Source organism: Pseudoxanthomonas spadix, from assembly GCF_003703395.1.
GTDB lineage: Bacteria > Pseudomonadota > Gammaproteobacteria > Xanthomonadales > Xanthomonadaceae > Pseudoxanthomonas_A > Pseudoxanthomonas_A spadix.
Genome location: NZ_RDQN01000004.1, coordinates 211,665 through 236,951 on the forward strand (window position 1 = coordinate 211,665; position 25,287 = coordinate 236,951).

20 protein-coding genes and 2 pseudogenes are annotated in these 25,287 nt (G+C 68.6%); 12 read left to right on the forward strand and 10 right to left on the reverse strand.

The genetic code is table 11. From position 1 onward, the window contains the following. Positions 1–10: 10 nt before the first annotated feature. Positions 11–1,054: a sulfate/molybdate ABC transporter ATP-binding protein gene (locus D9R12_RS08310; RefSeq protein ID WP_122229679.1), complete on the forward strand. Its 1,044-nt coding sequence runs from the start codon at positions 11–13 to the stop codon at positions 1,052–1,054. 162 nt (positions 1,055–1,216) lie between these two features. Beyond that, positions 1,217–1,933 carry a TorF family putative porin gene (locus tag D9R12_RS08315; RefSeq protein ID WP_122229681.1) on the forward strand — a complete coding sequence of 239 codons (717 nt, stop codon included), beginning with the start codon at positions 1,217–1,219 and terminating at the stop codon, positions 1,931–1,933. 135 nt (positions 1,934–2,068) lie between these two features. Here the strand turns inward: D9R12_RS08315 and tdh are convergent, their stop codons facing one another. Then, positions 2,069–3,103, reverse strand: a complete 1,035-nt coding sequence (tdh, locus tag D9R12_RS08320; RefSeq protein ID WP_043290593.1) for an L-threonine 3-dehydrogenase — start codon at positions 3,101–3,103, stop codon at positions 2,069–2,071. Between the two features lie 200 nt (positions 3,104–3,303). Further along, positions 3,304–5,718: a TonB-dependent receptor family protein gene (locus tag D9R12_RS08325; RefSeq protein ID WP_425479071.1), complete on the reverse strand. Its 2,415-nt coding sequence runs from the start codon at positions 5,716–5,718 to the stop codon at positions 3,304–3,306. 84 nt (positions 5,719–5,802) lie between these two features. On the opposite strand from D9R12_RS08325, the gene D9R12_RS08330 reads away from it, so the two are divergent. From D9R12_RS08330 to D9R12_RS08355, 6 genes and pseudogenes are all read left to right on the forward strand, one after another. Continuing rightward, a complete protein-coding gene (locus tag D9R12_RS08330) occupies positions 5,803–7,872 on the forward strand; it encodes a phosphocholine-specific phospholipase C (protein ID WP_122229685.1) in 2,070 nt (689 codons plus the stop codon). Positions 7,873–7,949: 77 nt separating this feature from the next. Further along, positions 7,950–9,224: a bifunctional tetrahydrofolate synthase/dihydrofolate synthase gene (gene folC / locus D9R12_RS08335; protein ID WP_014161330.1), complete on the forward strand. Its 1,275-nt coding sequence runs from the start codon at positions 7,950–7,952 to the stop codon at positions 9,222–9,224. A gap of 66 nt (positions 9,225–9,290) precedes the next feature. Continuing rightward, on the forward strand, positions 9,291–10,316 hold the full coding sequence (locus tag D9R12_RS08340) for an SPOR domain-containing protein (protein ID WP_043290592.1): 1,026 nt from the start codon (positions 9,291–9,293) through the stop codon (positions 10,314–10,316). Positions 10,317–10,408: 92 nt separating this feature from the next. Further along, positions 10,409–11,192: pseudogene (locus D9R12_RS08345) on the forward strand (CvpA family protein). Between the two features lie 37 nt (positions 11,193–11,229). After that, on the forward strand, positions 11,230–12,699 hold the full coding sequence (purF, locus tag D9R12_RS08350; RefSeq protein WP_014161327.1) for an amidophosphoribosyltransferase: 1,470 nt from the start codon (positions 11,230–11,232) through the stop codon (positions 12,697–12,699). A 24-nt stretch (positions 12,700–12,723) separates the two neighbouring features. After that, a complete protein-coding gene (locus tag D9R12_RS08355; protein ID WP_122229687.1) occupies positions 12,724–13,545 on the forward strand; it encodes a ferritin-like domain-containing protein in 822 nt (273 codons plus the stop codon). Between the two features lie 23 nt (positions 13,546–13,568). Here the strand turns inward: D9R12_RS08355 and lpxH are convergent, their stop codons facing one another. Next, positions 13,569–14,312 carry a UDP-2,3-diacylglucosamine diphosphatase gene (gene lpxH, locus D9R12_RS08360; RefSeq protein WP_122229689.1) on the reverse strand — a complete coding sequence of 248 codons (744 nt, stop codon included), beginning with the start codon at positions 14,310–14,312 and terminating at the stop codon, positions 13,569–13,571. A gap of 133 nt (positions 14,313–14,445) precedes the next feature. Between lpxH and gltX the strand changes: the two genes are divergently transcribed. Together gltX and D9R12_RS08370 are read left to right on the forward strand one after the other, a co-directional pair. Continuing rightward, positions 14,446–15,852, forward strand: coding sequence for a glutamate--tRNA ligase (gene gltX / locus D9R12_RS08365; protein ID WP_122229691.1), 1,407 nt, complete (start codon positions 14,446–14,448; stop codon positions 15,850–15,852). A gap of 16 nt (positions 15,853–15,868) precedes the next feature. Continuing rightward, a complete protein-coding gene (locus tag D9R12_RS08370; RefSeq protein ID WP_014161323.1) occupies positions 15,869–16,360 on the forward strand; it encodes a transcriptional repressor in 492 nt (163 codons plus the stop codon). 49 nt (positions 16,361–16,409) lie between these two features. Here the strand turns inward: D9R12_RS08370 and D9R12_RS08375 are convergent, their stop codons facing one another. The 3 genes from D9R12_RS08375 to D9R12_RS08390 all read right to left on the reverse strand — a co-directional run bounded on the left by D9R12_RS08375 (position 16,410) and on the right by D9R12_RS08390 (position 20,216). Beyond that, positions 16,410–17,363 (reverse strand): PdxA family dehydrogenase, encoded by a 954-nt coding sequence (locus tag D9R12_RS08375; RefSeq protein WP_210538860.1) that lies wholly within the window; start codon positions 17,361–17,363, stop codon positions 16,410–16,412. A gap of 55 nt (positions 17,364–17,418) precedes the next feature. Continuing rightward, positions 17,419–17,910, reverse strand: coding sequence for an aromatic-ring-hydroxylating dioxygenase subunit beta (locus D9R12_RS16190; RefSeq protein ID WP_122229953.1), 492 nt, complete (start codon positions 17,908–17,910; stop codon positions 17,419–17,421). A gap of 236 nt (positions 17,911–18,146) precedes the next feature. Further along, positions 18,147–20,216: a TonB-dependent receptor gene (locus D9R12_RS08390; protein WP_122229695.1), complete on the reverse strand. Its 2,070-nt coding sequence runs from the start codon at positions 20,214–20,216 to the stop codon at positions 18,147–18,149. Positions 20,217–20,314: 98 nt separating this feature from the next. Between D9R12_RS08390 and D9R12_RS08395 the strand changes: the two are divergent. Further along, positions 20,315–20,731 (forward strand): annotated as a pseudogene (locus tag D9R12_RS08395) (MerC domain-containing protein); the annotation flags it as partial. Between the two features lie 116 nt (positions 20,732–20,847). Then, a complete protein-coding gene (locus D9R12_RS08400) occupies positions 20,848–21,021 on the forward strand; it encodes a 30S ribosomal protein THX (protein ID WP_122229955.1) in 174 nt (57 codons plus the stop codon). Positions 21,022–21,222: 201 nt separating this feature from the next. On the opposite strand, the gene D9R12_RS08405 is transcribed toward D9R12_RS08400, so the two are convergent. The 4 genes from D9R12_RS08405 to D9R12_RS08420 form a co-directional block, all read right to left on the reverse strand. Further along, entirely contained in the window at positions 21,223–21,756 is a 534-nt protein-coding gene (locus D9R12_RS08405) for a methylated-DNA--[protein]-cysteine S-methyltransferase (protein ID WP_122229699.1), read from the reverse strand. Beyond that, on the reverse strand, positions 21,753–23,264 hold the full coding sequence (locus D9R12_RS08410; RefSeq protein ID WP_122229957.1) for a DNA-3-methyladenine glycosylase 2 family protein: 1,512 nt from the start codon (positions 23,262–23,264) through the stop codon (positions 21,753–21,755). The genes D9R12_RS08405 and D9R12_RS08410 overlap by 4 nt, the downstream gene beginning before the upstream one ends. Before the next feature lie 67 nt (positions 23,265–23,331). Continuing rightward, complete coding sequence (locus D9R12_RS08415) at positions 23,332–24,612, reverse strand: alkaline phosphatase family protein (protein WP_122229701.1); 1,281 nt, start codon at positions 24,610–24,612, stop codon at positions 23,332–23,334. Between the two features lie 176 nt (positions 24,613–24,788). Then, positions 24,789–25,082, reverse strand: coding sequence for an RNA-binding S4 domain-containing protein (locus tag D9R12_RS08420; protein WP_122229703.1), 294 nt, complete (start codon positions 25,080–25,082; stop codon positions 24,789–24,791). Positions 25,083–25,287 lie beyond the last annotated feature (205 nt).

Genomic DNA, 25,287 nt, shown 5'->3' on the forward strand with positions numbered 1-25,287 from the left:
CGCAGCACCCATGGGCATCACCGTCGAACACCTGTACAAGCGCTTCGGCGCGTTCACCGCGCTGGATGACATCACCCTGGAGATCCGCCAGGGCGAGCTGCTGGCGCTGCTGGGCCCGTCCGGGTCGGGCAAGACCACGCTGCTGCGGGTGATCGCCGGCCTGGAGCATGCCGATGGCGGCCGGGTGCTGTTCGAAGGCGGCGACGCCACCGCGCTGCCGGTGCAGCAGCGCGGGGTGGGATTCGTGTTTCAGCACTATGCGTTGTTCAAGCACATGCGGGTGGACCAAAACATCGCCTTCGGCCTCAAGGTGCGCCGCGGCAAGGCGCGCTGGCCCAGGGCCAGGATCGATGCGCGGGTGCGCGAGCTGCTCTCGCTGGTACAGCTGGAAGGCCTGGAAAAGCGCTACCCGGCGCAGTTGTCCGGCGGCCAGCGCCAGCGTGTGGCGCTGGCCCGCGCGCTGGCGATCGAACCCAAGCTGCTGCTGCTGGACGAACCCTTCGGCGCGCTCGATGCCCAGGTGCGCCGCGACCTGCGCCGCTGGCTGCGCCAGGTGCATCAGGCCACCGGTGTGACCACGGTCTTCGTCACCCACGATCAGGAAGAGGCGCTGGAGCTGGCCGATCGGGTGGCCATCCTCAACAAGGGCCGGATCGAACAGCTCGGCACCCCGGCACAGGTCTATGACCAGCCGGCCTCGCCGTTCGTGTATGGCTTTGTCGGCCAGGCCAATCGGCTGGCCGGCACCAAGGTCGGCACACAGCTGCAGGTGCATGGCCAGTGGCTGCCGCTCCCGGCCGGCGTCAGCCTATCGGACGGGCCGGTGGAGTTGTTCGTGCGGCCACAGGACCTGCGCCTGGTGGAAGCGGACCAGCCGGGCTGGATGGCCACGGTGGTCGACGTGCCGCGCAGCGGGCCGCATGTGCGCCTGCACGCGCAGCTGGCCGATGGCACGCCGCTGGAGCTGGAACTTCCGGCCGCCACGCAGGTGGCGCCGGTCGGTTCGCAGGTGCATGTGCAGGCGTCGCGGTTTGGGGTGTTCCAGACGGGCTGACCGTTACAAAAGCAATGAAAACATGGGATTGACGGCGGCCGTCACCGCACCGCAATATTGGGGGCAGTTAAAAAAAAGTAAAACTGCAAAGCGCGTCGCAGCATGCTTCTCCAGCGCGCCATGGCAGGCTCCGCCCCCCCCACCCTGCAGGAGAGTCCGAGGATGTCAAAGAAATTGCGCTATGCCCTGATTGTTGCCCTGGCCGCCTTGCCGTTTGCATCGTCCGCCCAAGAGGCTGTCGCCGAGGAAGAAGCCGAGTCCCCCTCCCCCTGGGCCTGGTCGCTGACGGCCACCACCGACTACCGTTTCCGTGGCCTGTCGCAGACCGATGTCGGTCCGGCTTTCCAGCCCGGCCTGACCTACACCACTCCGATCGGCATCTATGCCGGCGTGTGGGCCTCCAACGTGGACTTCGGCGAAGGCGATCCGGATTACGAAGTGGATACCTTCGTTGGCTACAACATCGACGCCAACGACTGGCTCAACCTGGATTTCATGGTCAACCGCTACAACTACCCTGATGCCGGTTCGGGCAACTACAACGAATACATCGGCAAGGCGACCATGGCCGAGCACTTCACCGTGCTGGTGGGCTACACCAACGATGTGTTCAAGTCCGACACCGACAGCTGGTACTACCAGGGCGGCATCAGCTGGGACCTGCCGCAGGATTTCAGCGTCGCGGCCACCGGCGGCGTGACCGAATTCGAGGACGGCACCGTCGGCCGCGACTACAAGGACTGGTCGGTCAGTCTGTCCAAGGCCTTCGGCCCGGCCACACTGACCGCGGCCTACATCGGCACCGACGGCGATGGCCGCGACGCCTACGGCGACATCGCCGACAGTCGCCTGGTGGTCAGCGTCACGGTCGCCAACTAAGCGCAGAGCTGCTGGTCCGACACAGGGCGCCGCAAGGCGCCTTGTGTGTTTCCGGCCTCTGGAAAAGTGGCGCTTCCACGGGTTTTAGCCGACAGGCCCTCCTTGCGCACAGGCACCGGGCCGGCAATGGCGTCTTCAATTCCAGCTCAGCACCACCTTGCCGGCCCTGCCTTGTTCCATCAGGTCAAAGCCCTTCTGGAAGTCGTCGATCGGCAGCTGGTGGGTCAGCACCTTGCCCAGCGGAAAGCCGCTCAGCACCAGCTGGGTCATCTTGTACCAGGTCTCGTACATCCTGCGCCCGTAGATGCCCTGCACGGTCAGGCCCTTGAAGATGATCCTGTCCCAGTCGCAGCCGGCGCCCCTGGGCATGATGCCCAGCATCGCGATCTTGCCGCCGTGGTACATGCACTGGAGCATGTCGTTGAAGGCGCGCGGGTTGCCGCTCATCTCCAGGCCCACATCGAAGCCCTCCATGTGCAGGTCGGCCATCACCGCCTTGAGCGAGGTGTTGGCCACATTCACCACGCGGGTGGCGCCCATGTCGGCGGCCAGCTTGAGGCGGAAGTCGTTGACATCGGTGACCACCACGTTGCGCGCGCCGATGTACTTGCAGATGCCGGCGGCGATGATGCCGATCGGGCCGGCGCCGGTGATCAGCACGTCCTCGCCGGTCACGTCGAACTCCAGCGCGCAGTGCGCGGCGTTGCCGTAGGGGTCGAAGAACGCCGCCAGCTCGGACGGGATCTGGTCCGGAATCGGCCACAGGTTGCTGGCGGGGATCACCAGGTATTGGGCGAAGGCGCCATTGACGTTCACGCCGATGCCCACCGTGTTGGGACACAGGTGCGGACGGCCGCCGCGACAGTTGCGACAGTGGCCGCAGACGATGTGGCCCTCGGCCGAGACCCGCTGGCCGACCTCATAGCCGGTGACGGCCGCGCCGAGCTGGGCGATGCGGCCGACGAACTCGTGGCCAATGATCAGGCCCGGGCGGATGGTGCGCTGGCTCCACTCATCCCACAGGTAGATGTGCAGGTCGGTGCCGCAGATGGCGGTCTTCTCCAGCTTGACCAGCACCTCGTTGGGCCCCGGCGCCGGCCTGGGCACCTGTTCCATCCAGATGCCCTTGCCGGCCTGGCGCTTGACCAGCGCCTTCATCGTGTCCGCCATGGTGCGAAAAACCCAAGCCCATAAGGGCGCCGAGTATAGAGTTTCCGATGCAGCCACCGTGTGCGGCGGTGCAGCAGGCGGGCCCGGAGGCCGCCTTCATGGGGCGTGGAGGGCTCCCCTGTGTGGGAGCCGCTATAGCGGCGCTAAGGCTTTGTCGGCAAGGCCTCATCGCCGCCGTGGCGGCTCCCACAGGACCTGGCTCAGAAGCGGGCGTCGAGGGTGAAGAACGCCTGGCGCGGCGCGCCGGCCATCAGGGTCTGGTTGTAGCCCTGCCGGTCGGAGGCGACATAGCCGCCGGTGCCGGTGGTGGCGAAATAGCGCTTGTCGGCCAGGTTGGTGACGTTGAGCGACAGGCCGATGTTGGAGAACACGCCGACCTTGCCGAAGTCGTAGCCGGCGCCGGCGTTGAACACCCAGTACTCGGGCACCTGGGAGTCGTTGAGGTAGCTGATGTAGCGGCGGCCGGTGTACTTGCCGTCCAGCGACACCCTCCAGCCATCCCTGTGGTAGTTCAGGCTGGAGGTGAACATCAGCGAGGGCACGCCGACCACGTACTTGCCGCCGGTTTCGACCACGCCGTTGTTGAGGTAGTCGTCCTGGTACTTGGAACGGTCCAGGGAGACGGTGTTGAGCCAGTCCAGGCCCTGGGCCGGCTTGACGATCAGCGCCAGGTCCAGGCCGGTGCTTTCCACATCGCCGACGTTGCTCAGGATCGCCGAGCAGGTCTGGATGGCACTGCACGGCGAGGTGACCAGCAGGCGGTTCTTGAACTTGGTGTAGTAGGCGCCGACCGAAGCCTGGTAGCCCTCGCCGCTGGTGCGGTAGCCCAGCTGCACGGTCTGCGATTGCTCCGGCTCGAGCGTGTCGCGGATGCTGTCGAAGGTGGCCTGGCCGGTGGCGAAGGGGCTGTAGTCGAAGGCGGCGATGTTCTTGCTGTAGGACAGGTAGAGGTCCTGGTGTTCATCCAGCGCGTAGCTGGCGCCGACCTGCGGCAGGAAGCTGTCGTCGGCCTCGATGCTGCCCTGGGCGTAGGAGCTGCTGGCCACCAGCGAACGCGCGTTGGTCTTCGTGCTGACCGCCTTGGCCCCGAAGTTCAGGGTCAGGCGCTGGTCCATCAGGCGCACGGTGTCCTGCGCGTAGGCCATGCGCGTCTGGGTGTGGTACTTCTGCAGGAACTGGCGGAAAAACGGATCGCTCACCTCGTAGAAGTTGTAGAGCGTGGTCAGCGGCGCATCCAGCAGGAAGTAGTTGCGCTCCTGCGTGTTCTGGCTGTTCTCGGCCCAGCCGCCGAGTTCGATCTCGTGCATGCCGAGGGTGAACTTCAGCGCGCCGGTACCACCAAAACGGTCCAGACCGTAGTCGGTGGTGCGCATCGACAGCGGGACCTGCGCCGAGGACGGCACGTACGGGGTGACCCACTGGCCTTCACCGCGGTTGTCGTGGTAGTAGCCGGTCAGGTCCAGGGTGGCCACACCGCCCAGGTTGAAGCTGCCGGCCAGCGCGGACAGGGTGTCGTTGCGCAGGCCCGAGCCCCAGTAGTAGGTGGAATCCAGCCAGTCATAGTCGGCCGGCAGCGCCGCCAGCGAGGCCGGGTAGCCGTTGGCCACCCCGGCGTAGGCGCCGGTGGACTGGTAGGCGCGCGCCATCTGCGCGGCAGTGGCCCAGTCCGGGGCCAGGTAGTCGAAGTCCCAGCCCAGCGCCTTCTGGCTGGTCAGCGACAGGTCCATGTAGTCCTGTTCCTTGCGCCGCGACTTGTCCACGAACAGGCTGATCCGGTTGCCCTCGCCCCAGCTATAGAGCGCCTTGGCGTTGAACTGCTCGTACTTCTGCGGGCCATCGCCCTTCCACTTGTCCATGTCCGAGGCGGCATAGGCCCCGTAGGCGGAGAAGCCGCCATGGTCGCCGCTGTCCACGCGCACGAAGGTGCGCTGGGCGCTGTCCGAACCGAAGGTCTGGGCCAGGCGCGCACCGAAGTCCATCTCCGGGTCGGCCGAATAGAACTGCAGGGTGCCGCCCAGGTTGCTGTTGGAGGCGGTGCCGAGTGCGCCGGCGCCCTGGGCCAGCTCGGTCGAGGCGATGTTCTCGGACAGGATCGCGCGGGTGATCGACAGGCCATTGGTCACCCCGTAGGCCATGTTGCCCAGCGGCACGCCATCCAGGGTGAAGCCCAGGCGGCTCTGGTCAAAGCCGTGCAGGTAGACCGCGGTCGACCATTCGTAGGCGCCGGTGGCATCGGCCGACTGGAACTGCACGCCGGGCAGCTTCTCGATGGCTTTCAGCGGGCTGCTGCCGGCAGGCAGTCGTTCGATGTCCTGCTGGTTGATGCGCTGCACCTGGCGGGTGGCGCCGCGGGCCACCACCGACACTGCATCGAGCTGCTTGGCGGTGCTGTCGGCGGGAGCGGCATCGTTTTCGGCGGCGGGCTCAAGCGCTGCGGCCATCGTGGGGAAGGCGCAGGCAAGGGCGATCGCAAGCGCCGTCGGGCGCAGGCAGGGCAGGGATTTCAGCATGGGGATGACAGCCTGATGCAGGGGAGGGGAGAGACGGGACGCAAAGCGCCGCTTCGGCGCACAGGCTGGCAACGGCAGATGAAGTTGCGATGACAGCACGATCATGCGCGTGGTTGTCTTCAAGCTGCAGCGCCGGCCTTCTATAACGATGCGTCGCCGGTCATCGCCCACATCAGGATTGCTCCCCGCATGCCCACGCTGTCCCGTCGAGACTTCCTTGCGCGGGTGGCCGCGCTCTCCGCTGCCGGGGTGATGCCGGCGTCCATCGCCCGCGCGCTGGCGCTGCCGGCCACCGCGCGCAGCGGCACGCTACGGGACGTGGAGCATTTCGTCATCGTGATGCAGGAAAACCGCTCGTTCGATCACTACTTCGGCACGCTGCGCGGGGTGCGCGGGTTCGACGATCCGCGTCCATTGAAATTGCGCGACGGCAACCCGGTATGGCAGCAGCCGGCGGGCGATGGCAGCACGCGCCTGCCGTTTGCGCTGGACTCGAAAACCAGCAACGCGCCGATGATGGCCAGCCTGGACCATTCATGGAAAGGCGGCCATGGCCAGGACCCCAAACGCTGGCAGGACTACGATGTCTGGGTGCCGTACAAGAGCGAACTGGCGATGGGCCACTTCAGCCGCGCCGACATCCCGTATTACCACGCGCTGGCCGATGCCTTCACCATCTGCGATGGCTATTACTGCTCGCTGCACGGGCCGACCAATCCCAACCGCATGTTCTTTTTCAGCGGCACCAGCGGCATGAGCGTGGGCAACTTCGGCGCGCAGTCGATCGACAACGCCGACGACGGCAACTGGACTGCGGACATGGCGCGCGACAAGCCCGGCTTTGTCGGCATGCAATGGACCACCTACGCCGAACGCCTGCAGCAGGCCGGCATCAGCTGGCGGGTGTACCAGGAGTTCGACAACTACGGCGACAACCCGCTGTCCTCGTTCGCGCGCTTCCGCAACATGGACACCGCCAGCGAACTCTACAAACGCGGACGCTCGATCGTCGCCGGTTCCACGGCGGACAACGCCAGGCAGAGCACCGCCCAGCATCTGGTGGATGCCTTCGCCGCCGATGTGCAGGCCGGCAGCTTGCCGCAGGTGTCGTGGATCGTGGCGCCCTATGCCTACAGCGAACATCCCGAAGCCACGCCCGCGCACGGCGAGTCGCTGATCGCGCGCCTGATCGATGCGCTGACCGCCAACCCCGAGGTCTGGGGCAAGTCGTGCGTGATCATCAACTACGACGAGAACGACGGCTTCTTCGACCATATGCCCGCGCCGCTGCCGGCACTGGATGCCAGCATGGGCAGCAGCCAGGTGGACGTGCGCGGCGAGGACTACCACGGCGTGCCGGTCGGGCTGGGGGTGCGCGTGCCGCTGCTCGTGGTGTCGCCGTGGACGCGCGGCGGCTGGGTGAACTCGCAGGTGTTCGACCACACCTCGGTGCTGCGCCTGCTGGAGCAGCGCTTCGGCGTGGCCGAGCCGAACATCAGCCCGTGGCGCCGCGCGGTCACCGGCGACCTGAGCACGGTGTTCGACTTCCGCACGCCCGATGACTCGGCGCTGCTGGCGCTGCCGTCCACGGCCGATTACCTGGCGCGCATGGCGGCCAGCGCCAGGCTGCCTGCACCGGTGGTGCCGGTACATCCGCAGCAGCCGAAGCAGGAGCCTGGCCAGCGTCCCGCACGCGCCTTGCCATACGCGCTGCAGGTCCATGCCCAACATGCCGAAGACGGCCTGCGGCTGACCTTCGTCAACGACGGCGACGCGGCGGTGGTGTTCAACGTTTACGCCTACGGCACCACGGCCGGCCCCTGGTACTACACGGTGCTGCCGCGCAGCCAGATCATCGATGCGCCGCATGGATTGCCTGCGGGCGATTACGCGCTGGCGGTGCACGGGCCCAATGGCTTTCTGCGCGAATTCGAAGGCACGACGGTGGCCGGCAAACGCGTCCCTGAGGTATCGGCCTCGGCGGCGGGTGGCCAGTTGCTTCTGCAGCTGCGCAATCCCGGCGTGGAGGCCGTGATCGTGCAGGCGCGCGCGCTGGATTACGGCGATCCCAGCCCGCGCGCGGTGACTCTGGGTGCGGGCCAGAGCGAGCGCATGGTGTTGGCACTGGAGGCCAGCGACCACTGGTACGACCTGCAGGTGGAGCTGCCCGGCTCCCCTTTCCGCCGCCGCCTGGCCGGCCATCTGGAAACCGGCCATCCCAGTCGCAGCGATCCGGCGATCGGGCGCGCGCAGGGCTGAGCAAGGTCCGCGTCGGGGATGTCGCCCGGCAGGTGCTGCCTGCACAATAGGCACACCGCTGCAGCGCAGTCCCGTCGATGTCCCGTCCCGACAGCTTGTCCGCCTGGCTGGACTTCATCCAGGCCCAGCACCCCCATGCCATCGAACTGGGCCTGGAGCGCGTGCGCGCCGTCGCCGCTGCGCTGGGGCTGGAACGGCCGGCGCGGCAGGTGATCACCGTCGGCGGGACCAACGGCAAGGGCTCCACGGTGGCGTTCATCGAGGCCATCGCCCGGGCCGGCGGCTGGAAAGTGGGCGCCTACACCTCACCGCACCTGCTGCGCTACAACGAGCGGGTGCGCATCGATGGCGTCGATGCGCACGACGCGGCGCTGGTGGCGGGATTGGCGGCGGTGGAGGCCGCGCGCGGCGACACGCCGCTGACCTATTTCGAATACGGCACGCTGGCCGCGCTGTGGCTGTTCCAGCGTGCCGGGCTGGACCTGGCGATCCTGGAAGTCGGCCTGGGTGGGCGCCTGGACGCGGTCAACCTGGTCGATCCGGACGTGGCGGTGATCACCACCGTGGATATCGACCACACCGACTGGCTCGGCCCCGACCGCCAGACCATCGGCAGGGAGAAGGCCGGCATCGCCCGGGCCTGGAAGCCGCTGGTGCTGGGCGAGGTGGCCGCGCCGTCCAGCGTGCTGGCCCATGCCTACGCCATCGGCGCCGGGGTGATCCAGCTGGGCAATGACTTCTTTCACGATTCCATCGAAGACCAGCACGGCCGCTGGCGCTGGCGCGAGGTCGGCACCGAGCTGGTCCTGCCCGCGCCAGCGCTGGATGCGCCCGCCCAACGCGCCAATGCCGCCACCGCCGTGGCCGCGCTGCGCGCGCTGCCGGAGGAACTGCCGCAGTCCGCCTTCGCCACCGGCATCGCCAACGCCCGGTTGCCCGGGCGCTTGCAGCGTTTCCAACGCGGCGGCGTGGAGATCCGCGTGGACGTGGCCCACAACCCGCAGGCCGCGCGCGAGCTGGCGGCCTTCCTCGATCGCCAGCCGCGGCCGACCCACGCGGTCTTCGCCGCGCTGGCGGACAAGGACGTGACTGGGGTGGTCCAGGCGCTGGCTGGAAGGATCGTCCGCTGGTCGCTGGCCGGGCTGGAGCCCGGCGCGCCGCGCGGCCAGGACGCGGCCACCCTGGCGGCTGCACTGGCCGGGACCGAAGCGGCGCAGGGGGCCAGGTTCGAGACGGTGGCCGAGGCGTTGGCGGCGGCGCTGGCGCAAGCCGCGGCCGGCGAGCGGGTGCTGGTGTTCGGCTCCTTCCACACCGCGGCCCAGGCGCTGGCGGTGCTGGATTCAGCCCGATGAGGAGAGCAGGGCGGCGGCCGCGCTTATAATTTGCAACTTCTTCATCTCACACCGTCGCCCACGACGATGGATACCGCTTTGAGAAACCGCATCATCGGCGCCATCGTCCTTCTGGCGCTGGCCGTCATCTTCCTGCCGATGCTGGTCAAGGGCCCGGCCAGCGATAGCGGTGTCACCGACGTGTCCACCGACGTGCCGGATGCGCCTGCGGGCCAGTTCGAGACCCGCGAACTGCCGCTGGTCACGCCCGGCCAGCCCGGCGCCAACGGCGCCACCGGCATGCCCAGCCAGCCGGCCCAGCCAGGCCAGCCCAAGCCGGCCACCGAAACCCTGACCCCGGCCGAGGCGGCCAAGCCGCAAACCAACGCCCAGGGCCTGCCGCTGGCCACCGCCGGCGGCGACTACGCGGTGACCTTTGGTGCCTATGCCAGTGCGGCTGATGCCGACATCGTGATCGACCGCCTGCGCCAGTCCGGACTGGATGCCTTCCGCCAGGAGGCGACCATCGGTGGCAAGCCGGCCTGGCGGGTGCGCGTGGGGCCGTATGCCGCCCGGTCGCAGGCCGAGATCGCCCGCATCGCCGCGCTCAAGGTGCGCAGCGACGTGAAGGCCGAGGTGATTTCCCTGGACGCCACGGCCGAGGCGCCGGCCAGCGCCGCCACGCCGACCCCGGCCGCGCCTGCGGCCAGCGCGCCCAATCCCGACGCTGCGCAACTGGCCTCGCAGGCGCCGCCGGCCGCGCCGGCGCCGGCCAAGCCTGAAGGTGCCGCGCCCCCTTCGACCCCGGCTGCGCCCAAGCCGGCCGCCGAACCGGCCAGGCCGCCGGTGGCGGCGGTGCCCGAGCCGGCTGCGACCGGGGTGGGCTTTGCCCTGCAGGTGGGCGCGTTCGGCAAGGAAACCGACGCCAACGCGCTGCGCGACAAGCTGCGCGGCAACGGCTTCAGTTCGTTCGTCGAGCCGGTGAACACCGACAGTGGCCGCCTGTTCCGGGTCCGGGTAGGGCCGGTGTCCACCCGCGCCGAGGCCGACCAGCTCAAGGCCCAGGTGGCCGCGCGCAATGGCCTGACCGGGATCGTGCGCCCGCATCCGTAAACCGAGCGTTCGTCCAGGGAAAGGAGAACACCCATGTCCACGATGCCTGAAGTCAATCCCGCACCCGCCCGGCACCGCGCGCGGAGCCGCGCATGATCGACCTGGTCCTGGGCACGGTGATCGTGGTGTCCACCCTGCTGGGGCTGCTGCGCGGCTTCGTTGGGATCCTCGTTGGCACCCTGTCCTGGCTGCTGGCCGGCTGGGCGGCCTTCATGTTCGGCGGCGATGCGGCGGCCAGGTTCGCCGGTAACGGCCGCCCCGGCATGACCGACTACCTGGGCGGCTACGCGCTGACCTTCGTCGGGGTGATGCTGGTGGTGGCCCTGATCGGCATGGTCATCAAGGCCTCGGTGCGCAACACGCGCCTGTCCGGCGTGGACCGGCTGGCCGGCGGCGGCCTGGGGCTGGTGCGCGGCGGGTTCTTCGCCTGCGTGCTGGTATTGCTGATGTCCTTCACCCCGCTGACCGGAGAAAGCAGCTGGCACACCTCGCGCGTGCTGCCGGTGCTGGAACCCGGCGCAGCCTGGATGCGGGCCCAGCTGCCTGAGGTCTCCATGCCGCAGGTGCCGTCCATGCCGCAGATGCCGGACATGAACATGGACCGGCTGCGCAACATGGAGCTCAACAAGCTGCCCTTGTCAGGCGATAATGGCGCCCTAAGCGACGATTTCCAGCAGGTAGCCGCGCAGCTGCCGCAACTCGGACAGACGGTGTCCGAGGCACTGGGCAGGGCACGCGGACAGACCTCCAGCGGTCTGCCCAAGCCCCTGAGCGACCCGGCCGCGCCACAGGGCGACCCCGGCCAGGGTGCACCCCGATGAAAGCGACCCGGCGCGGGTCGTGGCAACCCCATCAGGCCAGGAGCGACCGCTCTGAAGCCACGCAACACCCAGCGAAACAGCGGAGAAACGCCATGTGCGGCATCGTCGGAATCGTCGGCAACCAGAATGTCGCCGGCCAGCTCTATGACGGCCTGACGGTCCTGCAGCACCGGGGCCAGGATGCCGCGGGCATTGCCACCGCCGACGGCACCCGCCTGCGCCTGCACAAGGACAACGGCCTGGTCCGCGATGTGTTCAGCCCCAAGGCCATGAGCGTGCTGGAAGGGCGCGTGGGCATCGCCCACTGCCGCTATCCGACCGCCGGTTCGGAAGGCATGGACGAGGCCCAGCCGTTCTACGTCAACTCCCCTTACGGCATCGCCCTGGCCCACAACGGCAACCTGATCAATGCCGAGGCGCTGCGCCAGGACGTGTTCGCCCAGGACCGGCGCAACATCAACACCGACTCGGACAGCGAGGTCCTGCTCAACATCTTCGCCCACGAGCTGGACACCCAGCGCACGCTCTCGCCGGAGACCGCGCTGCGCGCGGTGGCCGGCGTCCACCGCCGCTGCAAGGGCGGCTACGCGGTGGTCAGCGTGGTCCTGGGGCTGGGCCTGGTGGCCTTCCGCGACCCGCACGGGATCCGTCCGCTGGTGCTGGGCAAGCGCGAGCACAACGAAGGCACCGAATACATCGTGGCCTCCGAATCGGCGGCGCTGGACATCCTGGGCTTCACCCGCCTGCGCGACGTGGCCCCGGGCGAGGGTATCGTGATCACCGCCCGCGGCGAGCTGTTCGCCCAGGCCTGCGCCGAGCCGCAGCAGCACGCGCCGTGCATCTTCGAATACGTGTACTTCGCCCGTCCCGACTCGATGATCGACAACGTCTCGGTGCACAAGGCGCGCATGCGCATGGGCATCAAGCTGGGCGAGAAGATCCTGCGCCTGCGTCCGGACCACGACATCGACACGATCATCCCGATCCCGGACACCTCGCGCGATGCGGCGCTGGAGATCTCCAACACCCTGGGCGTGAAGTACCGCGAAGGCTTCATCAAGAACCGCTACGTCGGCCGCACCTTCATCATGCCCGGCCAGGGCGAGCGGGTGAAATCGGTGCGCCGCAAGCTCAATCCGATCAACCTGGAGTTCCGCAACCGCGTGGTGCTGCTGGTGGACGACTCGATCGTGCGCGGCACCACCAGCCAGCAGATCGTGCAGATGGCCCGCGATGCCGGCGCGCGCAAGGTCTACTTGGCCAGTGCCGCGCCGCCGGTGCGCCATCCCAACATCTACGGCATCGACATGCCGGCGGTGGACGAGCTGGTCGCACATGGCCGCAGCGTGGAGCAGATCGAGCAGTTCCTCGGCGTGGACTGGCTGATCTACCAGGACCTGGAGGACCTCAAGGCGGCCGTGCGCGAAGGCAACCGCAACCTGGAGCATTTCGATTCCTCCTGCTTCGACGGCCACTACGTGACCGGCATCGACCCGGGCTATTTCGAGCGCATCCAGCAGTCGCGCTCGGACGAGGCCAAGCGCATCCGCCGCGCGGTCTGAACGGCGCGCACGCAGGCTGACGCCATGACCTCGGTGTACCAGGCCGCGCGCCAGTGTCTGGCTGCCACCGATCCGGCAGAAAAAGTCGCCCTGACCCAGCGCTATGCGGCCGCGTTCGCGCGTGGCCAGCTGGCCGTGCCGGCAGATGCGCCGCCGCCGGAGCCGATCCGCATGCCCGGCCGCCCGGACAGGCCGCATCTGGTTCACCCGCGCGCGCTGCCCAAGCGCGGCCTGGGCAGCGTGGAAGGGCGCGCGGCCTTCATCCATGCCATCGCCCACATCGAGCTCAACGCGATCGACCTGGCCTGGGATGCGGTCTATCGCTTTCGCGATGCACCGGCGCCGTACCAGGCCGACTGGATCAGCTGCGCGCACGACGAGTCGCGCCACTTCGTGCTGCTGCGCACGCGGCTGCAGGCGCTGGGTTACCACTACGGCGACTTCAACGCGCACAACGGCCTGTGGGACATGTGCCAGAGGACCGCGCACGACGGCCTGGCGCGCATGGCGCTGGTGCCGCGGGTGCTGGAGGCGCGCGGCCTGGATGTGACCCCGGCGATGATCGACAGGCTCACCGCGCTGGGCGATGTGCAGACCGTGGAGGTCCTGGAGCTGATCCTGCGCGAGGAAGTGGCTCACGTGGCCGCCGGTTCGCGCTGGTACCGCTGGTACTGCGCGCGCGCAGGCGTCGAGCCGCGGTCCAGATTCCTGCAGCTGCTGGGCGAGTATGCCGGCCCGTACCTGCGCGGCCCGTTCAACACCCAGGCGCGGCTGCTGGCCGGATTCGACCAGGAGGAAATCGACGCCCTGCACGCGCTGGAGCCGCCGCGATCACAACCGCGCTGAAACCGCGGGCCACGCCCTTGCCCTTACGCCAGCGGCAAGGCCTGCAGCTCTAATCCTTCGGCCGTCACCCGCAGCACCGAGCCCTGCTCGTACCAGTCGCCCAGCACGATGCGCGTGCACGCCCTGCCGCCGACGGTGAGTTCATGCACCGCCGGGCGATGGGTGTGGCCGTGGATCATGCGGTCGATGCCGTAGCGCACGAAGGTGGCCTCCACTTCGGCCGGGGTCACATCGGTGAGCGTTTCGAACCTGGCGTTGTCGGCCTTCAGCCCGCCCTGGTGCGCGGCGCTGGCGGCGCGCGCCTGCGCGGCAAAGGCGATGCGCGCAGCCAGCGGCTGGGCCAGCATGTGCGCCTGCCAGGCCGGGTCGCGGGTCTGCGCGCGCACCGCCTGATAGGCCGTATCCGAGGTGCACAGCGCATCGCCGTGGCCGATCAGGGTCGGGGTGCCGTACAGCATCACCACGGCCGGGTCGGGCAGGATCCGCATGCCGCAGCGCCGGGCATAGTCGGTGCCCAGCAGGAAGTCGCGGTTGCCGCGGATGAACGACACCGGCACGCCGGCATCGCTGACCGCGCGGATGCCCGCGGCGACCTCGGCGGCCAGCTCGGACGGATCGTCATCGCCGACCCAGGCCTCGAACAGATCGCCCAGGATGTACAGCGCCTGGGCGTGGATGGCCTGGTGCCGAAGGAATTCCAGGAACAGGGTGGTGATGGCTGGGCGCGTGGCGTCCAGATGCAGGTCGGAGATGAACAGCGTGGTCATGGGCAAATGATAGCGGGCGCAAGGGCCGTGGCCGGCGTGTCGTGCGGACCTCGCTGGTTGGCCGGCTGGCGGCCTGGCCTGGCCGCAACGGGTAAAATCGGCCGCTTCCATCTTCTTGCTTGTCGGGCCATCCATGACCTGCCGTACCCGTTTTGCCCCCAGTCCCACCGGCTACCTGCACATCGGTGGCGCGCGCACTGCGCTGTACTGCTGGCTGGAGGCGCGTCATCGCGGCGGGCAGTTCGTGCTGCGGATCGAGGATACCGACCGCGAGCGCAGCACCCAGGGCGCGATCGACGCGATCATCGCGGCGATGGACTGGCTGGGCCTGGACTACGACGAAGGCCCGATCTTCCAGACCCAGCGCCTGGCCCGCTACCGCGAAGTGGCAGCGCAACTGGTGGCCGACGGCAAGGCCTACTACGCCTATGAAACGCGCCAGGAGCTGGACGCCATGCGCGAGGCGGCCATGGCCCGGCATGAAAAACCGCGCTACAACGGCGCCGCGCGCGAGCAGCAGCTGCCGTATCGCGATGATCCCAACCGGGTGATCCGGTTCAAGAATCCGATTGCCGGCACGGTGGTGTTCGATGACCTGATCAAGGGCCGGATCGAGATCGCCAACAGCGAACTGGACGACATGGTGATCCTGCGCCCGGACGGTTATCCCACCTACAACTTCGCGGTGGTGGTGGACGATTGGGACATGGCCATCACCGAGGTGATCCGCGGCGATGACCACATCAACAACACCCCGCGCCAGATCAACATCTATGAAGCACTGGGCGCGCCGGTGCCGAAGTTCGCGCACATGCCGATGATCCTGGACGAGCACGGCGCCAAGCTGTCCAAGCGCACCGGCGCGGCCGATGTCATGCAATACAGGGAGGCTGGCTACCTGCCGCATGCGCTGATCAACTACCTGGCGCGGCTGGGCTGGTCGCATGGTGACCAGGAGCTGTTTTCGCGCACCGAACTGATCGAGCTGTTCGACGTCAGGAACGTCAACTCCAAGGCCGCGCGCATCGACATGGCCAAGCTGGGCTGGGTCAACCAGCACTATCTGAAGACCGACGACCCGGCCACCATCGCCCCGCATCTGGTCTACCAGCTGGAAAGGCTTGGCGTCGACCTGTCCGCCGGCCCGGCGCCGGCCGAGGTGGTCCTGGCCCTGCGCGAGCGCGTGCAGACCCTGAAGGAGATGGCCGAGAAAGCCCTGGTCTGGTACCAGCCGCTGACCGAGTACGACGCTGCCGCCGTGGCCAAGCATCTCAAGCCGGCCGCGGTCGCGCCGCTGGCCAAGGCGCGCGAGCTGCTGGCGGCATCGAGCCAGTGGACCGTGGACAGCGTCTCCGAGGCCCTGCACGCGACCGCCGCTGCGCTGGAGCTGGGCATGGGCAAGGTCGCCCAGCCGCTGCGCGTGGCCATCACCGGCACCCAGGTCAGCCCGGACATCGCCCAGACCGTGTACCTGGCCGGGCGCGAGCAAGCCTTGAAACGCATCGACGCCGCACTCATCAAGGCTGCCAACGCGGCCTGATTCCAGGAGCACGCCCATGTCCAGCAAGCTTGCCTGCATCGCGCCTGACCACCATGTGCACGGCGCCGATGCGTTCGTGCACGCGGTCGAACACGCCTGCGCCGAACGCGGCCTGCGACTGACGCCGATCCGCACGCGGGTGCTGCGGCTGATCGCCGAGGCGGGCAAGCCGGTCAAGGCCTACGAGCTGCTGGATCTGGTCCGTGCTTCCAAGGGCGTGGGCGCCGACGCACCGCCGACGGTGTACCGGGCGCTGGATTTCCTGATGGCCAATGGCTTTGTGCACAAGCTCGAATCGGTCAATGCGTTCGTGGCCTGCCACCACCCCAACAGCGCCACCCATTCGGTGCCATTCCTGATCTGCGATCGCTGCCACTCGGCCGTCGAGCTGGAAGACCACGCCGTGGTCGGCCAGCTGGAGGCGCGGGCCAAGGCGCTGGGCTTCCAGCCGCAGGCGCAGACGCTGGAAGTGCATGGCCTGTGCGCGCGCTGCGCGCAGGTGCAATGAGAAGGCGCTGCTGTGCAGCCTCGATTGAAGCGCTGTAACTGCCAGTGGATCAGTCGTAGAAACCCTGGCCGCAGGCCAGGGTCGCTGCATTGAGGATGGCGTTGAGGATCATGGTGTGGTCGGCCTTGCCCAGGCCTGCGATCTCGTGCGCCACCCCGTGTGCGACGGTCATGTGGATGTAGGGCGGCCCGATCATGGCAACGCTGTTGCCGGAAAAGCCCCAGGTCTTCATGGCGATGTGGCCCTGGTCGTGGTACATGGCCACCACCACGTCGTAGCGGCCCTCGATGCAGTGGCGGAACACCGAATCGGGACTGATTGGCCCGGCCACATCCAGGCCTTCGCTTCTGGCAATGACAATGGCCGGGTCGATCTGCTCCCTTTCCTCGCGGCCTTCGGCATGGGGATTGAAACCGGCCACGGCGATGCGCCGCGACTGCAAGCCTGCTTGCTTCATCCAGTCATCGAGCGAACGCAGCAACGCCAGCAGGGCCTCGGTGGTGATGAGCGAGGACACCGACGCCAACGGCACGTGATCGCTCAGGTGGGCGATCGTCAGCGGACCGGAGTGCAGCAGAAGATATGCGCCGCTGTCGCGGTTGGTTGCGATGCTGCCGAGCGTTCCCGCCATCTTCATCGAGCCCGAACTGATCGGCCCCATGACCGATGCGGCCAGCGCTCCCTGCCGTGCCAGCCGGTCGGCATGGTCCAGCCAGGCACCGCTGGCCCAGCCGGCACGCTCCACATCCTGCCCGTAGCGAACCCAGGCCATGTCGAACTCCACCGGTTCGATCACATCGATCGTGTGGCTGTGGGTCACCTGGCTGGCGCGTGGCACCGCGCGCACCTGGGCGTGCAGGCCTGCGATCCTCACCGCATCGCCCATCACCCCCACGCTCCCGATCAACACCGGGTTGCAGGTCTGGTGGAGCTTTTCGTCGGCCCACGCCTTGGCGATCACTTCCGGGCCGATGCCACACGGGTCGCCGATGGTGATGCCCACTATCGGGCGGGACGCTGGTTGATTGTTCACTGGGAGACCTTTTTCGGCAGGGACGTCAGAGGTGATAGAAGTCGACGACTTCATGGATCATGTCGTTGAGGATGACAGTTTTTTTCTTCGCGATCCGCCATGCACCGTCGAGGTGCCGCAGCCGGTAGTGCGCATTGCCGAAATACGTGGTGGCGCGGTTCTCGATCCCGGTTGATGCGGTCCAGTTGCTGTGGACCTGCAGGTCACCGTCGTCCATGCGCCTCACGCCCAGTAGTTGGGACAGACCTACCAAGGGATAAGCCATGCGGGCAGGAGGACATGATGGCCATGTGAGCCCAGCGCTTGAAGCCGCGAACGCGCAGATGCAGCCCGGGCGCGTGAACGCTGGCATGTGGACCACCAGCGCCGCCAATGCGCCAGGGTGCCGCAGCGCTTTTGCTCGCCCATTGTTGGTTTGACGTGGAGGTGAACACCGGGACGCGTTTGTTCGGGTATGCCTGTTGCCCTTCGAGGTTGTCGGCCGAATGCATCGCGACATGAAAATTGCGCTTTTCATGCGCCAGCCCCTGCGCCGGTGAGGTTTCGAAACTGCACAGGGCCGCGTCCTTTGTCAGCGCCACGGCCAGAGGCGCGTTGGCGGCAACGCCTGGTTGCACCAAAGGCCGCACATGAACAAGCGGGCCGGATGACCGAGGAATGTCATCCGGCCCGCGATCGCAGGCTGGCGCCCAATGCCGCGGCGAACGCGGGGCATGCACACCGCCGCAACCTGGGGCGCACCTTCGATTTGAATCAGAAGAACATCCGCACGCCGAAGCTCGCGCTGCGCCCCGGCAGCATCACCCTGTCCTTGAGGAAGGAGGTATGCACGCGCGCGTCCTGGTCGGCCAGGTTGCTGCCATCCAGGAACACCTCCCACGAGGTCGGGCCGGCATCGAGGTGATAGGCCAGGTGCGCATCGACCAGCGTGTAGCCGGCCGTCTCGGTTTCGTCCGTCGCCACCTTGTCCTGCCGCATGTAGCGGGTGGCGCCGAGCGAGGCGCGCCAGGCGCTGGCTTGCCAGCGCAGTTCGCCACCAAAGCGGCCCGGGGCGATGCGCGGCAGGTTGCCGCCGTCCTTCAGGCGGGCGCGCACGGTGTCGCCGAACACATGCAGGTCCCAGGCGCCGGTGCTGTCGCTGTCGGCCAGGTGCCAGGTGGCCTCGCCCTCCAAGCCGTGGAAGACCGCATCGCCCTGGGTCCACTGGCGGATCGGCAGGGACCGGCCTTGCTCCTCGAAAGACCACTGCGCGCCGGTGTCGGCCAGGTAGATGAACTTGTCATAGCGGTTGTAGTACGCCGAGACCTTCGCATCGACCCGGTCATTGCGGTAGCTCAGGCCCAGCTCGGCCTGGTTGGCCTTTTCCTTGTCCAGCCCGGCGCCGCCGATTTCATAGGCCAGGGTGGCGATGTGCGGACCGTCGGCGAACAGCTCCTCTTCGGCCGGAGCACGTTGGGCGTGGTCCAGGTTGGCGGTCAGGCGCCAGTGCTCGTCGAGCCTGAAGCCGAAGCTGGTCGACAGGCTCAGTGGCGTGAAATCCGGCGACAGGCCGGTGTCGGTGTCGTAGCGGACCTGGTCCACGCGCGCGCCCAGGTCGGTGGAAAACCGGCCCCACGCGTTCTGCGCCACGGCGAACACGCCGACCGATGTGGTGTCGGTGCGCGGCACGAAGGCTTCCTCGCCGATGGCCTGGAAGGTCGAATCGCTGCCCTGCAGGCCGACTGCGGTTTTCCAGCCGTTGGCGGCGGCGAAGGTGGCTTCCACGCGGCCCTCGTTGGCGTTCTTCTTGAACATGGTGCCGGCCTGGCTGCCTTCGTATTCGGTGTGGTCATAGCGGGTGTGGCCGAAGCTGTAGCGCAGGCCGCTGCCTTGGCCCCACGGCTCGTTCAGGCCGCCCTTCATCTCGAAGCGGTCCTGGTGCATCTCCAGGTGCACGCCCGGCTCGCCCGCGGCCGGATCGCCCGGTTCGCCCGGGTTGCCGTAGCGGTCGTTGAAACGCGCCACCGACACGCCGATGAAGCCCCAGTCGCCGGCCAGCGAGGCGCCGAACGCGCCGGACTTGGTATCGATGAACGAATTGGCCTGCCTGCCGCGCGGTGTGTCGTAGTCGTTTGCATTGCGGTACACGCCGTCGGCATGGATCGACAGGCCGCCATTGCCGGCGTCCAGGCGCGCCATGCTGGTCTGGCCGTCCTTGTCGCCGACATCGATCCGGGTCTCGGCGCGGCCGGTGACGCCTTCGATCGGGGTTTCGGCAATGCGGCCATCGACCACGTTGACCGCGCCACCGATGGCGCCGCTGCCGTAGAGCAGGGTGGACGGCCCCTTGAGCACCTCGATCTGATCGGCCAGGAACGGCTCGATCGCCGGCGCGTGGTCCTGGCTGACGGTGGACACATCGGCGCTGGACAGGCCATTGGACATCACCGCCACGCGCGGGCCGTCCATGCCGCGGATGATCGGCCGGCCCACGCCGGGGCCGAAGTTGGAGCTCTGCACGCCGGGCAGGCCGGCCACGGTCTCGCCCAGGCTGGCGGCGCGGACTTCATCGAGCTTCTCGCCGGAGAGCACTTCGACCGGGCGGCTGAGCTGGTCGGCGGTGCTGCCGAACAGGCTGGCGCTGACCCTGACCGCGTCCAGGTCCCTGACGTGCGGATCTTCGGCCTGATCGGGGTGGCGCGGATCGCTGTCCGGAGGAACGTTGGCGGCGGGCGCGTCCTGGGCCTGGGCGGTGAAGGCGCCCAGGGCCAGGACCAGGGCGGCGGCAAGCGACGTGCGCGCCCGGACGGCCGGGCCGGCGAGGTGATGAGCGGGGGATTCCATGAGTGGGGCGTCCGGCGTTGGGGGGAAAGACAGTTGCCGCAAAACGTTATAATATATCCAACCACGGTCAAGTCCCCTCCCGAAAGTCATTGTTGCCCATGCCGTCCTCGCCTCCCTCCCGCTTGCGCGCCTGGCTCGACCACCTCGGCGCCACTGGCTCGCTGGTGTGCGCTGCGCATTGCGCGGTGCTGCCGCTGCTGATCGCGCTGCTGCCGGCGCTGGGCCTGTCGGGCTGGCTGGGCGAAGGTGTCGAGCAGGCCTTCGTGGTGTTCGCGACATTGCTTGGCCTGTTCAGCCTGGCCAGCAGCTATCGCCGGCACCGGGCACTGCGCGCGCTGGGCATGCTGCTGACCGGACTGGTGGTGCTGTGGACGGCGGTGCTGTATCCGCCGCTGCACCACAGCGTGGTCCCGCATGCGCTGGCGATGACCTTCGGCGGCACCCTGGTCGGGCTGGCCCACGTGCTGAACCTGCGTCTGAACCATGGCCACGTGCACGGCCCCAGCTGCGCGCATCGGCCGTTGCCGGCCGGCCGGGCCGCTGTGATAGCCTCTGCGGTCCTGCGCGCGGGCGACCTGCCGGCAGCGCACCCGCAAAACGGGCGGGCCACCAACATCGAGGAATGACGAACATGGGCAAGGGTGATCGCAAAACCGCCAAGGGCAAGCGCTACAACTCCAGCTACGGCAACGTGCGCAAGCACGCTTCGGTTGCGGGCGTCGTGGCGCCGGTGGCCAGCAAGTCGGTGACCAAGGCACCGGCCAAGAAGGCCGTGGCCAAGAAGACGGTCGCCAAGGCCGGCTGATCTGCCTGCCAACGCTGGACCGACCGAACGCGGCGCCGCATCCGGGCGCCGCGTTTTTTTACGGCCTGCGACTTGGCAGGGAGGGCGCCCGAATTGCAGCCGTGGCCGCGGCCATCGGCGCAACCACGACGCAGAACGCCTCCGGTGGTGACAGACGGGGGTCGCGCAGGCAATCGGATGCGAGGACCTCGCACCGCGCGATCATGACCAGGCCGCTGCGTCTTGGGTGAAAAGCGCGCCGGCCCCGGCCTGCCGCGGCAGCGCGCCTTCGAGGGTCAGCAGGAAGGCCTTGGTCGGCAGTCCGCCGCCGAACCCGGTCAGCGCGCCGTTGGCGCCGATCACCCGGTGGCAGGGCAGCACGATCGGCAGCGGATTGCGCCCGTTGGCTGCACCGACCGCGCGCGCGGCGGCCGGGCGGCCCACGCGCTGGGCCAGCTGCAGGTAGCTCCAGGTCTGGCCGAACGGGATCTGCGCCAGTGCCTGCCACACCTGGCACTGGAACGCGGTGCCGTGCGGTGCCAGGGGCAGGTCGAACACCTGCAGGCGCCCGGCAAAATACGCATCCAGCTGCGCCTGGGTCTGGCGCAGCAGCGGATGCTCGCCGGGCTGCCACGGGGTGCGCTGCTTCACCGGATGGCTGTTGCCGGGGAATTCGATGGCGTGCAGGCCGGCGTCGCTGGCGGCCACGCGCAGCGGGCCGACCGGACTGGGCACGCTGCGTTCGAAGATGGTCATGGCAAGGCTTCCCTGGAGGCGGTGGGCGATGGGGATGAGGCGGCCGGCATGGCGTCCTTCCACAGATGCAGCACGGCGTAGCCGCGCCAGGGACGCCAGGCCTGCGCGTGCTGCCGCAGCTGGCCGGCGCGCAGGCGCGTGCCGTCGTTGGCCAGCGCTCTTTGCAACACCAGGTCTTCGGCGGGAAAGGCATCGGGATGACCGAGCCCGCGCAGCGCCAGGTAGTGAGCGGTCCAGGGGCCGATGCCGGGCAGGGCAGTCCAGCGCTCGACGAAGGTGTCCAGGGCAGTGCCGGGATCAAAATCGACCCGTCCCTCCAGCACCGCCCGGGCCACCGTGCGCAGCGTGGCCGCGCGCGCCCTGGTCAGGCCGATCGCGGCCAGGTCGGCTTCGGCCAGCGCCTGCGGGGTGGGGAACAGATGGGTGTGCAGGTCACTGTGCAGCGGGCCGGCGAGCGGTTCGCCAAAGGCCCGGGCCAGGCGCGCGGTGAGCGTGCGTGCGGCGGCCACGCTGACCTGCTGGCCGATCACCGCGCGGATCGCGATTTCAAAGCCGTCCCAGCCGCTGGGGATGCGCAGGCCAGGCCGCTTGCCCAGCAGCGGGCGCAGGCGCGGATCGTCATTCAGCGCGTCGGCGATGGCGCGTGGGTCGGCATCCAGGTCGAACATCCGGCGCAGGCGCTGGACCACGGCCAGCAGCCCGCTCGCGGCGATGTTGCGCAGCTGAAGGCGCAGCGCATGTTCGCCGCCGGGCCAGGCGCTGACCCGCAGCCAGCCGGGCGAGGCAGCCGGGCCGACCACGCGGGCATAGGAGGTCGCATCGACATGCTCCACGCCCGGCAGTGCCCGCCCGCGCAGGAAGTCGAGCATCGCGCTGAAGTCGTACGGCGGCCGGTAACCCAGGCGCAGCACCAGGGTGTCGCCGGCGCTCTGGTGCAGCTCGCGCTTGCGCAGCTCGCGCGGCGCCATCCGGTAGCTGTCCTTGAACACCGTGTTGAAGCGACGCAGGCTGCCGAATCCGGCGGCCAGGGCCACCTCGGTGATCGGCAGGCCGGTTTCGGTCAGCAGCTGCTTGGCGAACAGCAGCCGGCGGGTGCCATGCACGCCGATCGGCGAGGTGCCCAGGCGCTGGGCGAACAGGCGCCGCAGCTGGCGTTCGCCCACCGCCAGGCGCCCGGCCAGCGCGGACAACGGCTGCTCGGCCAGCAGGCCGGTGTCGATCAGCTTCAGGGCGCGGGCGAGCACCTCATCGCCGCGACGCCAGGTGCCGGCACCGGGGGCCAGTTCCGGCCGGCAGCGCAGGCACGGGCGAAAGCCGGCCGCTTCGGCGGCCGCAGCTGCGGCGTAGTAGGTGACGTTGCCCGCTTTGGCTGGGGGCGCCGGGCAGACCGGGCGGCAGTAGATGCCGGTGCTGGACACCGCGGTGAAAAACAGCCCGTCGAAGCGCGCGTCGCGGCTCAGGCGGGCCTGTTCGCAGGTGCGGTGGTCGGGCAGGCAGGCAGCAGGCATGCGGCGCAGGCTAGCACCGCGCCGCGGGCCGGACTGGCCCTTTTCGGACATCGATGTCCGCCCATCCTCAGGGCGCGGCGACCGGTTCCTTCAAGGCTGGCTGCAGCGTTGCCAGGGTGCCCTGGTTCGGTTCCGGCGGCAGCTGCAGCAGGTGCGCCAGCAGCGGGTAGACGTCCACGTTGTCGAACGCCGGCAACACGGTGCCGGGCCGGAAGGCCGGGCCGTGGGCGATGAAGCTTGCATGCATCGAGGCCAACGCCGGATCGTAGCCGTGCGAGCCGCGGACCTGGCCCAGCTGGCGCCGCTGCGCCGCGTGCGCGGCCGGCAGGGCGTCCCAGCCTTCGTCCATCTGGCACACGATCGGCGGGATCCGCGTGTTGCTGCCGTAGTGCCAGCGGGCCGGCAGCTCGCCCTTGCGCCAGCAGGCGTAGTGGTCGTGGCGGCCTGGCAGGCGCTGGTCGAGGATCGTTTCGAACCCGGGATTGGGTGACACCCCGATCACCTGGCCGACCGAGACGATCGCCGCTTCCTCCACGCTGACCATGTCCTCCACGGCGATCACCTGCCCGGGCATGACCTGGGCCATGCCGTGGTCGGAGACGATCACGATGTTGGTGCGTTCCAGCTGGCCGTGGGCCTGGAGCGTGTCGAACAGGCTGCCGAGCACCGCGTCGACCCGCTGCAGCGCGGCGCGCACCTGCGGCGAACCCGGGCCGAAGCCATGGCCTTGTTCGTCCACGTCTTCCACGTACAGCGCGGCCAGGGCCGGGCGTTGCGCGAGCGGGCCGGTCAGCCAGCCGGCCACTTCGGCCGCGCGCGTGGAGAAGGGGATCTGGCCGTCGAACAGCCGGTACTGGCTGGGGCGCACGCCCTGGATCGGCGCGCCGCTGCCGGGCCAAGCCCAGATCGCGGTCCTGCGCCCATGCTGCTCGGCAGTGACCCAGATCGGCGTGGCCTGGTCCCACCAGCGGCTGTCACCGGTGGCCTTGGCGTCGGAGAGCCTGAACAGGCCCAGTTCCGGGTCGCGCATGGAGTTGTGGACAATTCCGTGACGGTCCGGACGTAGCCCGGTCACCAGCGTGTAGTGGTTGGGAAAGGTCACCGCCGGGTAGGACGGATTCATCCACTGCGCGCGGACGCCGCCGGCGGCCAGCGCATCCAGGCGTGGCGTATCGCCGCGACCGAGATAGCCTGCGCCCATGCCATCGATGGAAATCAGCAGGACCGGCGCCGGCGCGGCGGTGGCATGGGCGCTGGAGGCGGTGGCCGGAGCGGGGTGATCGGTGGCGCAGGCGGACAGCAACAACAGGCTGGCCAGCCATGCGGCGCGGAACGTGGGCAGGCGCATGCGGTCAATGGGGTAGCAGAAGGACTGCCCAAAGCTTGGCAGAACGGCATGACCGCTGCATGGCGCCCTCGCTTCTGCCTCCGGGACCGTGGCTGCCTTGCGGGGCGATCAGGCCCTTCTCCGCCCGCTCCTACGGGGTGATCGACGTTTCCGCGCCCTGGGCGTAGGGGAAACCTTTATTCCCGCTTCGGGGGCATGGCCGCGAGAGGCTTCGTTGGGAAAGCCCCATCGCACCCTTGCGGTGTGCTCCTACGCGCCAGCACCTGGATCTCGATCTGGTCCTCGATGCGCACCACCTGGCCGGCGCGGATCTTGGCGGTCTTGCGCAGTTCCTGCGCGCCGTCCACCAGGACCACGCCGCTGGCGACGATCTGCTTGCCCATGCCGCCGCTGTCGGCCAGGCCGCACAGCTTGAGCAGGATGTGGAGTTCGACGTACTCGCCGTCGAGATCGAATTGGAGGATCTGCATGGAACGTCGCGCAGCTGGAAAGGGGGAAGTATCGCGCGTCCTGCTCGCAGGCAAAGCGCTCGATCTGCTCCGGCAGGCGCTGGCGCAGACTGGCGCCGATGACGCTGTCGTGGAGCGCCCTTGCCAGCCGAGGGCGCCTGGCACCGGGGTGGCGCCGGACTGAACCGCCGGCTGCGCCAGGCCTGCGCTTTTGCGCGCCGTTTTG